The organism is Guptibacillus sedimenti (genome assembly GCF_028610665.1).
GTDB classification, from domain to species: Bacteria; Bacillota; Bacilli; order Bacillales; family Guptibacillaceae; genus Guptibacillus; species Guptibacillus sedimenti.
Window position 1 is genome coordinate 1,315,776 of sequence record NZ_JAQQWV010000001.1, and the last position, 11,615, is coordinate 1,327,390.

10 protein-coding genes and 1 other RNA gene are annotated in these 11,615 nt (G+C 41.8%); 9 read left to right on the forward strand and 2 right to left on the reverse strand.

All coding sequences use genetic code 11. From position 1 onward, the window contains the following. Positions 1-39: 39 nt before the first annotated feature. Positions 40-223: non-coding RNA, 6S RNA (ssrS, locus tag PQ578_RS06375), on the forward strand. An 838-nt stretch (positions 224-1,061) separates the two neighbouring features. On the opposite strand, the gene PQ578_RS06380 is transcribed toward ssrS, so the two are convergent. Together PQ578_RS06380 and PQ578_RS06385 are read right to left on the reverse strand one after the other, a co-directional pair. Further along, entirely contained in the window at positions 1,062-1,727 is a 666-nt protein-coding gene (locus PQ578_RS06380) for an RsfA family transcriptional regulator (RefSeq protein ID WP_273832666.1), read from the reverse strand. 150 nt (positions 1,728-1,877) lie between these two features. Further along, the gene (locus PQ578_RS06385; protein WP_098444365.1) at positions 1,878-3,221 is read right to left on the reverse strand and encodes an AAA family ATPase; all 1,344 of its coding nucleotides are present in this window, start codon (positions 3,219-3,221) and stop codon (positions 1,878-1,880) included. 147 nt (positions 3,222-3,368) lie between these two features. Here PQ578_RS06385 and PQ578_RS06390 point away from each other — a divergent pair, with 147 nt between their 5' ends. From PQ578_RS06390 to PQ578_RS06425, 8 genes are all read left to right on the forward strand, one after another. Further along, positions 3,369-4,076 (forward strand): YczE/YyaS/YitT family protein, encoded by a 708-nt coding sequence (locus PQ578_RS06390; protein ID WP_273832667.1) that lies wholly within the window; start codon positions 3,369-3,371, stop codon positions 4,074-4,076. Next, complete coding sequence (cymR, locus tag PQ578_RS06395) at positions 4,009-4,428, forward strand: cysteine metabolism transcriptional regulator CymR (RefSeq protein WP_160918687.1); 420 nt, start codon at positions 4,009-4,011, stop codon at positions 4,426-4,428. Before PQ578_RS06390 ends, cymR begins: the two co-directional genes overlap by 68 nt. 37 nt (positions 4,429-4,465) lie before the next feature. Beyond that, positions 4,466-5,608, forward strand: coding sequence for a cysteine desulfurase family protein (locus PQ578_RS06400; RefSeq protein ID WP_273832668.1), 1,143 nt, complete (start codon positions 4,466-4,468; stop codon positions 5,606-5,608). Between the two features lie 44 nt (positions 5,609-5,652). After that, positions 5,653-6,768 carry a tRNA 2-thiouridine(34) synthase MnmA gene (gene mnmA / locus PQ578_RS06405; RefSeq protein ID WP_224883832.1) on the forward strand — a complete coding sequence of 372 codons (1,116 nt, stop codon included), beginning with the start codon at positions 5,653-5,655 and terminating at the stop codon, positions 6,766-6,768. Positions 6,769-6,876: 108 nt separating this feature from the next. Then, the gene (locus PQ578_RS06410) at positions 6,877-7,545 is read left to right on the forward strand and encodes a tetratricopeptide repeat protein (RefSeq protein WP_159783397.1); all 669 of its coding nucleotides are present in this window, start codon (positions 6,877-6,879) and stop codon (positions 7,543-7,545) included. Positions 7,546-7,572: 27 nt separating this feature from the next. After that, positions 7,573-9,843, forward strand: a complete 2,271-nt coding sequence (gene recD2, locus PQ578_RS06415; protein ID WP_273832669.1) for an SF1B family DNA helicase RecD2 — start codon at positions 7,573-7,575, stop codon at positions 9,841-9,843. A gap of 143 nt (positions 9,844-9,986) precedes the next feature. After that, positions 9,987-10,175, forward strand: coding sequence for a hypothetical protein (locus PQ578_RS06420; protein WP_098444358.1), 189 nt, complete (start codon positions 9,987-9,989; stop codon positions 10,173-10,175). 27 nt (positions 10,176-10,202) lie between these two features. Further along, positions 10,203-11,267: an AI-2E family transporter gene (locus PQ578_RS06425; protein WP_273832670.1), complete on the forward strand. Its 1,065-nt coding sequence runs from the start codon at positions 10,203-10,205 to the stop codon at positions 11,265-11,267. Positions 11,268-11,615: the final 348 nt, after the last annotated feature.

Consider the following 11,615-nt stretch of genomic DNA (forward strand, 5'->3'; position numbering starts at 1 on the left):
GATTAGAAGGTCTGCTATAATTCAATTACAAGTTAACGAAGAGTCCTGAAGTGTTCGTTTACTTCCATAATAATTTGAGCCAACACTTTTACAACGGGAGCCTGATTCTTTCCGTTCAAAGTACATGCCTCGGTAGCTGAGGACGTACGGAGAGTGGAATAGGGCACCCACCTGCCAATGCAGGTTCAACAATTATGGAAAGGACGGCACAGTTGGGGCTCTTCTATTTTTATGACAATTAATAAAGCATACGCTCAAGTCTTGAGCGGATGCTTTTTCTTTAGGTGAATTTTAGATTCAAGTGCAGCCCCCTGTCTCAGGGTCTTCCGCTTTTCGGAGATCCAGCTGCCCGGGCCAAATCCTTCGGCTGTTTCGCCCTATCGATTGAGACAAAAAGCGTCTCATTCGATAGGGCTCCAACATCCTGCGGATTTAAACGGGCCCGCTCCGCTTTTCGTGAGATCCAGCTGCAGCGCCCAGACACTCGGTCACTTCACCTTTTCATCCGAACACCAAGACCGTGTTCAAATGAAAAGGCTCCAGTGCCTGCCGTGTCTAAACGGGCGCTTTCGCTTTTCGGAGATCCAGCTGCGACTCGCAGAAACTGCGATAATTCACTCTTTCACCAGAACACAAAGGGCGTGTTCTAGTTCAAGAGTTCCAATATCTCCGTTTCTAAGCGCTCGTCTCCGCCTTTCATGTCTAGCTACAGCGCCCAGCCTCTCGATCGCTTCACCCCACAGAATGAACACAAAGAGCGTGTTCTTTTTGTGGGGCTCCAGCGCTGGTCGAGGCTAAGCGGGCGCTTCCGCTTTTCGTGTCTAGCTGCAGTGGGCAGACACTAGGTCACTTCACCCTATAACTCGAACACAGAGACCGTGTTCAATTTATAGGGCTCCAGTGCCTGCCGTGTCTAAACGGGGGCTTCCGCTTTTCGGAGATCCAGCTGCAATGGCCAGACCCTCGGTCACTTCGCCTTATCATTCGAACACAAAAACCGTGTTCAAATGATAAGGCTCCAGTGCCTGCCGGGTCTAAACGTCCATTTCCGCTTTTCGCTTTTACCTCGCGACTTTTTCTAGATTCCCATTCTTATCCATTTTGAAGGTTGGGACGTTTTGGTCTTCGTTGTCGTTTAGGACGACCATTCTTCTGGCTCGGTCCATGATTTGGATGAGGGATTGGTAATCTTCTTTCATTACTTGTTGTTCGTTTTCAAGCGTTTTGATTCTTTGGTTGAGCAGGGTGTTTTCTTCTCTTAGTAGCTGATTCTCCGATTCTAGCTTATCAAGGTTTGTTCTAAGTTTGTTTGTTGAGGATGCGGATTGTTCGAGATTGGATAAGAATGTGATGACATCTCTCATCGTTAGTTCCTTCTTAGTTTGGATTGGTTCAGTCGTGTTGACTGGTGTTTTAAGTACAGGTTTGGCGACAGGTTGTTCTTGCTGTAATGGTGTATGCATCTCGTTCTTCGTATATTCCGGTTGTCTACGCTCAGCACGCTTCATTTCTTTTCGCTGCTTTTTCGCAAGCTTTAAAGCCTGTTCGTATCGATCTCTGACAATGGCGTTCCAACGGAATCCAACGGCTGCTGATGTTCGGCTAAGTCGATCGCCGACTTCGTCAAAGGCTTTTAATTGTGTACTACCTTCCCTAACATGCCGCAGCACTGTTTCGGCAAGCATTAAATCATCTTCATGAGACCAGGCATCTTGTCTTACTTTCATTTCCTTCAGCTCCTTTATGTGGTGAAAAACTTTGCGTTTTGAAAGTAATCATAGCTTTGCCAGTCTGGAAGAATTTATACAGAAGTCTTGTAAATTTAAGATAGATTGCAAGAATAGATAAAAAAACAGCAGGGGCTAGGGCCCCTGCTGTTACGGTTTCTTACTATCTGATTTGATCCGCTCACTGAAATAATCCAGTCTTTTTTGAATGGTTCTTTCGTGGCCACGCTCAGTAGGTTTATAGAACGTTTTTCTTATCATATGATCAGGTAGGTATTGTTGAGGAACGTAACCTCCTGGATAATTATGTGGGTATTTGTAGTCAACGCCGTGTCCAAGTTCTGAAGCCCCTTTGTAGTGGGAATCACGTAAATGGACAGGGACAGTGCCGTTTTTCTCCTTTTTTACTGCGGCAAGCGCCGCATCTATACCAGAAATAACGCCATTGCTTTTAGGGGCGGTAGCAAGGTATAAAGCTGCTTCAGCTAGCGGAATTCTAGCTTCCGGCATTCCGATGAATTCGACCGCATAAGTTGCGGCGTGTGCAATAAGAAGTGCGTTAGGATCAGCAAGTCCAATATCTTCAGCAGCGTGAACATAAAGACGTCTTGCAATGAAGCGAGGGTCTTCGCCTGCATAAATCATTTTAGCTAACCAATATAGCGTAGCATCCGGATCTGATCCTCGTATACTTTTAATAAAAGCTGAAACGGTATCATAGTGATTGTCGCTATCTTTATCATACTGAAGTACACGTTGTTGAATGGATTCTTCTGCGATTGCGAGTGTAATCATGAGCTGCCCATCCTGATTTGGCGTTGTCGTAAGAACGGCTAGTTCCAGTGCATTTAGCGCCGTTCTGGCGTCTCCGTTTGAAACATCAATGAGATGATCGATAGCATCGTTTTCGATTTCAATATTATATTTTCCAAAACCGCGATCTTTGTCCTCGATCGCCTGGTAAAGAATGTTCTTAATCGTTATTTCATTGAGGTGTTCAAAACGAAATAATCTTGAGCGCGAAAGGAGTGCCGCGTTAATTTCAAACATCGGACTTTCTGTCGTAGCTCCGATTAAAACGATTGTTCCATCTTCAACAAAAGGGAGAAGTGCATCTTGTTGCGATTTATTAAAGCGGTGGATTTCATCAATAAAAAGTACTGTTTTTTGACCGTCAAGCTTCAAGCGATCTTTTGCTTCGGAGGTCAATCTTCTTATGTCAGCGACTCCGGACGTTACGGCATTTAGCTGTTCAAAATGAGCTGATGTCGTATTGGCAATAATGCGAGCTAGGGTTGTCTTCCCAGTTCCGGGAGGACCAAAAAAGATCATAGGTGTTAGTTGATCTGCTTGAATCGCTCTTCTTAATAGCTTTCCATCTCCAATAATATGATCCTGTCCAATAAATTCCTCGATCGATCTTGGTCTCATCCTACTTGCAAGTGGTCCTGACGTAGTGTTGCTATTATCTTTTGGATAATCAAATAGATCCATAGAAAACCCGTCCTTTCATAGTTATTTGAAACATACTATACGGGTTTTGGAAATGCAAGAAAAAGCGGTTCGTGCTATAATAGCGAAGGTTTACTAACAGAAACAATAGCTAGATAGATGAGATTAGATTGAGATAAGAGGGATGAAATGAAACAAGCGAATAGGGGCATATCCTGGTTCTGGATGAGCTGGGGAATCTTCGTTTCAGGTCTTTTAGTTATGGCTTTTGGAATTGCTCTCATGATTCGTGCAGAAGCTGGAAGTGCGCCGTGGGATGTATTCCATATCGGACTTTATCAGCAGTTCGGATTAACGATTGGTACGTGGTCCATTATCATAGGTTTCGTGATCATTGGGGCGACGTCTTTATTAGAACGGTCGTTGCCAAAACTTGGTGCTTTTCTGAATATGCTTCTAGTTGGCGTTTTTATTGACATTTATTTATGGCTTCCTTTTCTTAAAACCCCTGATCATTTACCGGGAAAATTGGTTATGCTGATTAGTGGAATTCTTATTATGGGGTATGGAATTGGTCTCTATATTGCGGCAGATAGAGGAGCAGGTCCAAGAGATAGCTTAATGCTTGTCTTAACCGAGCGCACGGGTTGGAAAGTACAACGAATTCGCCTTTCAATGGAAATGGTGGTTCTTTTTCTTGGGTGGCTATTACAAGGGCCGGTTAATATTGGAACGCTTTTGTTTTGTATAACGATTGGTCCGATCGTTGGTTATTCTTTGCCACAGTGTAAAACGTTTGTCGCTCGATTGATAGAAAGAGGTGGAAGAAATGAAGATATCAACAAAAGGAAGATACGGATTAACGATTATGATGGAGTTAGCAAAAAAGCACGGTGATGGACCTATATCTTTGAAATCCATTGCTAGAAGCAAAGACTTATCAGAGCATTATCTCGAACAGCTTGTTGCCCCATTACGTAATGCTGGTCTCGTTAAAAGTGTTCGCGGAGCATATGGTGGCTATATCCTTGCACAAGAAGCGAGTTCAATTACAGCAGGGGACATTATTCGCGTGCTAGAAGGACCGATTAGTCCGGTTGAAGTAATGGATGATGAGGAACCTGCCAAACGAGATCTTTGGTTAAAAATACGAGATGCTGTAAAAGATGTTCTAGATTCAACTACGCTTGAAGACCTTGCAACTTATGAAGGAGAAGGCGAACAAGATAGCTATATGTTCTATATTTAGTTGCCAGTCCACGGCTGGTCGTAAGAGGTGAATAGGAATGAATGCAATTTATATGGACCATGCTGCAACTTCGCCCGTCCATCCTGATGTGATGAAGGCAATAATGACGTCACTTCAAAATGACTTTGGTAATCCTTCCAGTATCCATCAGTTTGGTCGGAAATCGCGTCACGCACTTGATGAATCAAGAAGCAATCTTGCGAGGAGTATTCATGCTAACCCGAATGAAGTGATTTTCACTAGTGGGGGGACAGAAGCAGATAACCTTGCAATTGTCGGAGCTGCAAAAGGAAACCAGGCAAAAGGAAATCATATTATTACAACCTCCATTGAGCATCATGCTGCATTAAATGCGTGCAAAGGACTTGAGAACGAAGGCTTTAGTGTGACCTACTTACCAGTAAATGAGAATGGTAGGATTTCGATAACGGATCTGAAAGACGCTATACGTCCAGAAACGATCTTGATTACGGTTATGTATGGAAACAACGAAGTAGGAACCATACAACCTATTGCAGAAATCGGCAGAATAGCAAACGATTCTGATATCTTATTTCATACGGATGCTGTTCAGGCTTATGGTTTAATCGACCTGAATGTGAAGGAAATGGGCATTGATCTCCTTTCTGTTTCAGCTCATAAGATTAACGGACCTAAAGGTGTAGGTTTTCTGTATGTAAAGGCTGGCACAAAGTTAGTTCCTTATTCTTATGGTGGAGAGCAAGAGCGTAAGCGCCGTGCTGGTACGGAAAATGTGGCTGGCATCGTTGGAATGGAGAAGGCAGCTGAGCTAATGCATGTAGACAGAGATGCGAAAGTCGAGCTTTATCAAAATATGAAGCAAGTGATGATAGATATATTTGATGAAAAATCTATTTCTTATTTAGTGAACGGAGATAGTCAAAACATGCTTCCACACGTTATGAATGTTAGCTTTTTAGATGCAAAAGTTGAGCCCATGCTAATGAATCTTGATCTTGCAGGAATTGCGGTTTCAAGCGGATCGGCTTGTACGGCAGGGTCCCATGAACCTTCTCACGTGTTAACAGCTATGTTTGGAGATAATGAGCGAACAGAAACGGCGATACGATTTAGTTTTGGATATGGAAATTCGATCGATGATGCTAAGAGAGCAGCCGGTGAAGTCGTTAAGATTGTCAATCGGTTGAAGAAGTTATAAAATAGGCAGGACACAATTTGTGTTATAGAAGAGGAGGTGCAACCATGACAGCAAAAAAGAATGAAGATATACGAGTCGTGGTTGGAATGTCCGGAGGTGTTGATTCATCTGTAGCTGCTTTAATGTTGAAAGAACAAGGCTATGATGTAATTGGCATTTTTATGAAAAACTGGGACGACACCGACGAAAACGGGGTATGCACAGCAACAGAAGATTACAATGATGTGATTCGTGTATGCAACCAGATCGGCATTCCGTACTACGCAGTCAACTTCGAGAAGCAATACTGGGATAAAGTCTTTACTTATTTCCTTGATGAATATAAAGGTGGACGCACACCAAATCCTGACGTGATGTGCAATAAAGAAATCAAGTTTAAAGCATTTCTTGAACACGCACTTACGCTTGGTGCAGATTATCTCGCAACAGGGCACTATGCTCAAGTCGTTGAACGTGATGGGGAAGTGAAAATGCTCCGTGGCGTTGACGACAATAAGGATCAAACGTACTTTTTAAATCAGCTAACACAAGAACAGCTCTCGAAAGTAATGTTCCCGCTTGGTGGCATTGAAAAGAAAAAAGTGAGAGAAATTGCGGAAGAAGCAGGTCTTGCGACAGCTAAGAAAAAAGATAGTACAGGCATTTGTTTTATTGGTGAACGAAATTTCAAAGAATTTCTTGGGCAATATTTACCGGCTCAACCTGGCAAGATGATGACGCTTGATGGAGAAGAAAAAGGCCAGCATGACGGATTGATGTATTATACGATTGGCCAACGCCATGGCCTTGGAATTGGCGGCGACGGTGAGCCGTGGTTTGTTGTTGGAAAGAATCTTGAAGACAATGTTCTTTACGTTGACCAAGGGTTCCATAATGAGCTACTCTATTCTGATTCCCTTATTGCTGTAAATTCAAGCTGGGTATCCAATTTGCCAATGGATGATGAGATAACGTGCACGGCTAAATTCCGCTATCGTCAAAAAGATTCAGGGGTAACGGTTAAGAAACTTGATGATGATCGTTTAAAAGTGACGTTCGATGAGCCGGTTCGTGCAATCACACCTGGACAAGCTGTTGTTTTCTACAATGGTGATGAGTGTCTCGGTGGCGCAACAATAGATCAAGTATTTAAGAATGCAAGTGAACTCACATACGTTTAATGACACGCCTCATTTCAAAAAGAAATGGGGCTGTTTTTTGAGGTGAAGAATCAACTGCTAACTTATGCTAAACTAGAGAATAAGCTAAAGAAATAAGGAGTTTTTAAGATGAGCCAAAAAAATGAACAAGCGATTGAAGCGATGAATAATGGAGAATTAGAAAAAGCTGTAACGCTACTATATGAAGCGATTGAAGAGAACCCTAAAGATCCGGTTGCTTATACGAATATTGGAAACCTCCTTGCACAAGCAGGAGAAATTAAGCAGGCTGTTGCATATTTTGAAAAAGCGATTGATCTGGATGAAACGCAAGGGACAGCGTATTATGGCGCAGGAAATGCATTCTTTGAACTAGAACAGTACAAAGACGCTGCAGATATGTATCAAAAAGCGATTCAGCAGGGACTTGATCAAAGCGATGTTCACTTTATGATGGGCCAATGCTTTATGATGCAGGATGCGCTACGTTTAGCGTTACCTTTCTTTCAGAGAGCTGTTGAACTTAATGAGGAAGATTCAGAAGCTCGTTTCCAGTATGCACTTTGTCTTGCGCAAGACGGGGCAGTCGATGTGGCTCTTCCTCAGTTTGAGAGAGTTGTTGAAGAAGACCCTGATCATGCAGATGCATGGTTTAACTTGGGTGTGAGCTATGCTTATCAAGAAAATTTGGAGAAAGCAATTAGCTGTTTTGATCGTGCGCTCGCTATTCAACCAGATCATCTCTTAGCAGGTAATGGGAAGAAACAAATGGAACAAGCGATGAACAATAACAATTAAATTTTAAGTTATTGGAGAGAAGATCTTATGGATCAGCCACAAAAAGGCTATATCAAAGGAAGACCGATACAAATGATTTTCTTCAATGAAGATAGTTTGTATGGGGTGGCAAGACTACGAATATCAGAAACGAATGAACCCTACGATGAGAAAGAAGTCGTTGTAAATGGAATGATTCCAAGACTTTTGGAAGATGAAACGTACGTTTTCTATGGACGGTTTACAGACCATCCGCGCTACGGAAAACAGTATGCTGTTGAATCATTTGAGCGACAGATGCCTGAATCCAAACCGGGGCTTGTTCAATACTTATCAAGTGATTTATTCCATGGAATTGGTGAAAAGACGGCGGAATCGATTGTTGATGCGCTAGGAGAGCGCGCCATAGCTAAGATTATGCGTGATCCTTCAATATTAAGTAAGGTACCAAAGCTATCTGAAGAAAAAGCAAAAGGATTATATGATTCTCTCATGGAGCATCAGGGGCTTGACCAAATTATGATTCGGTTAACTGAATTAGGGTTTGGACCGAGACTATCGATGAAAATTTTTAAAGCATATAAGCAAGAAACACTCGAAATTGTTGAGAAAAATCCTTATCAGCTTATCCAAGATGTGGAGGGCATTGGTTTTCGTCGAGCGGACGATTTAGGGAAATCGATTGGTATTGAGGGAAAGCATCCTGATCGCATTAGAGCGGCATGTCTTCATACGTTAAATGAACAAACGTTACAGGAAGGACATGTGTATCTAGAGTACGATGCTTTGATTCGATCTGTAAATGAACTGCTAGGTGATCGACTTGATGAAGCAGATATTTCAAGGGAACTGATTTCGCTCTACGAGAGTGATAAGTTAATTCTTGATCGAGAGAGAATCTATTTACATTCACTTTACTATGCTGAAAAAGGTCTTGTCACTGGATTGAATAATGTGATGTCACAAACAGAGTATGCTGATTCTTTTCCTGAATCTGAATTTTATCGCGCACTTGGAGATCTCGAAGAACGACTCGGCATTCAATATGCGCCATCACAGCGTGAAGCGGTGCAAAAAGCGATATCGTCTCCGTTCATGATTTTGACTGGAGGACCTGGTACGGGCAAAACAACCGTTATAAAAGGGATTGTTGAGCTTTATGCTGAATTAAATGGCCTTTCTTTAGATCCAAAAGATTACACAAAAGAAAATCCCTTTCCCGTTCTGCTCGTCGCACCAACAGGAAGAGCAGCCAAACGAATGAGTGAAGCAACCGGATTACCGGCTTTCACGATACATAGATTGCTTGGCTGGAAAGGTGAGGCGGGATTTGAACATGATGAGAATAATCCAATTGAAGGTAGATTATTAATTGTTGACGAAGTATCTATGGTTGACGTGTGGCTAGCCAATCAATTATTTAAATCCTTACCATCTCAAATTCAAGTAATTGTTGTTGGTGATGAAGATCAACTTCCTTCAGTAGGACCAGGACAGGTCCTTAAGGATATGATTGATTCACATGCTGTTCCCGTTAGTAAACTGACGGACATTTATCGGCAGGCTGAAGGCTCTTCGATTATTGATCTTGCCCACTCCATTAAAGAAGGAGAGCTTCCAGAAGAGTTCCATAAACCGACGCCTGATCGAAGGTTCTTTCCTTGTTCTCAACCGCAGATTATTGAGGTTGTTTCGCAAGTTTGTGGCAATGCATTAAAGAAGGGATACTCTCCTCGGGATATTCAAGTTCTTGCTCCGATGTATCGAGGATCTGCTGGAGTGGATCGACTAAACCAGGAGCTTCAAAAGCTATTTAATCCTCCAACAGATCAGCGAAGAGAGCTTTTGCATGGAGATCTCGTGTATAGAGTCGGAGATAAAGTTCTACAACTGGTAAACAATCCTGAAGACAATGTCTTCAATGGCGATATGGGCGAAGTGGTTTCTGTATTCTTTGCGAAAGAAAATATTGAAAAGCAGGATCAACTTGTTGTTTCTTTTGATGGACAGGAAGTGGTTTATGACAGGGCTGACTTTAATCAATTAACACATGCCTACTGCTGCTCAATCCATAAATCCCAGGGTAGTGAGTTTCCAATTGTGGTGCTTCCTATTGTAAGAGGGTATTATCGGATGCTGCGGAAGAACCTTCTTTATACAGCCGTTACAAGAAGCAAGGATTATTTGATTTTGTGCGGCGAAGAAGATGCGATTAAGCTTGCTATAAAAACAGAAGATGATCAGATTAGAAATACGCAGTTAACAGAGAAATTGCAAGAAATGATTGGTGAACAAACAACGATTGAAGAATCAATCTAAAAGTCAGAGAATTTTCTGGCTTTTTTTATTGGAAAAACATTTGGACAGACATGCACTTCTAGAGCCGTTGTATAGAATGTGGAGCGTATGGGCAGGATGGAATGTGTATCTTCTTAGATAGCTCGATTAGGAGGCGTATGGAGATGAATTGTCCAAATTGCAAAAGTAAAAATATAGGGAAGATCGGTGCCAATCAATTCTATTGTTGGAACTGTTTTGTGGAAATGTCTGTGATCAAAGGTGTACTCTCCCTTCATCAAGTAGAAGAAGATGGTTCACTTACATCCCTTGATGATTTATTTGAAGATTATGATATGCGAGTTGAACTGTAGATGGCGTGATAGCAGGAGGGATCAAATGTGAAGCGTGAATGGAACCTTAATTGGCTCATTTATTTAACAACCCTTCTGCTCGTATTTCTATGTGTGTATTTGTTATTGAAATTAGCTCCGATTTGGGAGCCGATTGTAAATGTGTTAACTGTATTGATCGTTCCCTTTTTAATTGCTTCTCTCATCACGTATTTACTTCACCCGATTGTAGAGAAAATTCATAAAGAAGGACTGCCAAGAGGTGTCGCTGTCCTCTTAATCTATCTCCTGTTTTTTGGAGGCACTGGGTATGCAATTGTTAAAGGTATTCCGCATATTGTGAAGCAGTCACAGGAATTAATGGAGAACGTACCGATGTTTATTGATATGTATCGAGATGCGGTGCACCATACCTATGACTTTACAGCTAATTTACCTCCTGCTCTTCAAGAAAAGGTGGATCAATCGTTTCAAGATGCTGAAGATGCTGTTAACCGTACATTAACACTTGCAATTGAATTAGCAAAAAAGCTATTAAGTTCTATTTTTATTATCATGATTATTCCCTTTATTGTGTTCTATTTGCTTAAAGATTTTGAAGATTTAAAGAAAATAGCCTGGAGAGTTACGCCCCCAAAATGGAGAAAATCGGGTAGAAACGTGTTGATTCGAATTGATGAATCCCTTGGAAATTACATTCGAGGTCAATTTTTTGTCATTAGTGTTCTGGGTGTTCTTGCTGCACTAGGCTTTTGGCTAATTAAGCTTCCATATGCGATCTTGCTTGGCATTATTGTCGGCGTAACAGATATTATTCCGTATTTTGGACCTTTTTTAGGGGCGGCGCCAGCATTATTAATTGCGTCAACTGTTTCAGTTAAAATGACGTTGGTTACGATCATCGTCATTATTGTTCTTCAGTTTATTGAAAGCAATATCCTTTCTCCCTATATTGTAGGGAAAAGTTTGCATATTCACCCGGTCGTTATTATTTTCGGCCTACTAGCAGGAGGAGAAATTGCCGGTGTGATTGGATTGATACTGGCAGTTCCTGTACTGGCCGTTTTAAAAGCGCTCATTCTCTATCGCAACGAAGATGAACGAAGCAATTGACAAACGATTCAAGCTCTGACTATAATTATTTCAGAGATTAAGAAACAAACACATTGACGGATCCAGTATGTTGACCCCTATTCATGAATACAAAATGTATTCCTTAGAGAGAAGCTCCTTGGCTGAAAGAGCTTTATGAATAAGATCAGCAGAACGCTAATCCTGAGTGCGGATTAATCCCCGCCGTCTCGACCTCGTTACGGTCGCTTGAGGTGATAGACGATTATGTCTATAACCAGGGTGGTACCGCGTGAGTATGAAAACAAAACTCTCGTCCCTGATTTATTCAGGGATGGGAGTTTTTTTGTATGTAAAAAAACCACCTGGAATAGCGAAAGAGTTCAATCA

What these genes read in the sequence shown, in the direction of transcription:
- PQ578_RS06380 (WP_273832666.1), bottom strand. Translation starts at nt 1,727, where the DNA reads ATGAAAGTAAGACAAGATGCCTGGTCTCATGAAGATGATTTAATGCTT.
- recD2 (WP_273832669.1), top strand. Translation starts at nt 7,573, where the DNA reads ATGGATCAGCCACAAAAAGGCTATATCAAAGGAAGACCGATACAAATG.
- PQ578_RS06385 (WP_098444365.1), bottom strand. Translation starts at nt 3,221, where the DNA reads ATGGATCTATTTGATTATCCAAAAGATAATAGCAACACTACGTCAGGA.
- PQ578_RS06390 (WP_273832667.1), top strand. Translation starts at nt 3,369, where the DNA reads ATGAAACAAGCGAATAGGGGCATATCCTGGTTCTGGATGAGCTGGGGA.
- PQ578_RS06420 (WP_098444358.1), top strand. Translation starts at nt 9,987, where the DNA reads ATGAATTGTCCAAATTGCAAAAGTAAAAATATAGGGAAGATCGGTGCC.
- PQ578_RS06410 (WP_159783397.1), top strand. Translation starts at nt 6,877, where the DNA reads ATGAGCCAAAAAAATGAACAAGCGATTGAAGCGATGAATAATGGAGAA.
- mnmA (WP_224883832.1), top strand. Translation starts at nt 5,653, where the DNA reads ATGACAGCAAAAAAGAATGAAGATATACGAGTCGTGGTTGGAATGTCC.
- PQ578_RS06400 (WP_273832668.1), top strand. Translation starts at nt 4,466, where the DNA reads ATGAATGCAATTTATATGGACCATGCTGCAACTTCGCCCGTCCATCCT.
- cymR (WP_160918687.1), top strand. Translation starts at nt 4,009, where the DNA reads ATGAAGATATCAACAAAAGGAAGATACGGATTAACGATTATGATGGAG.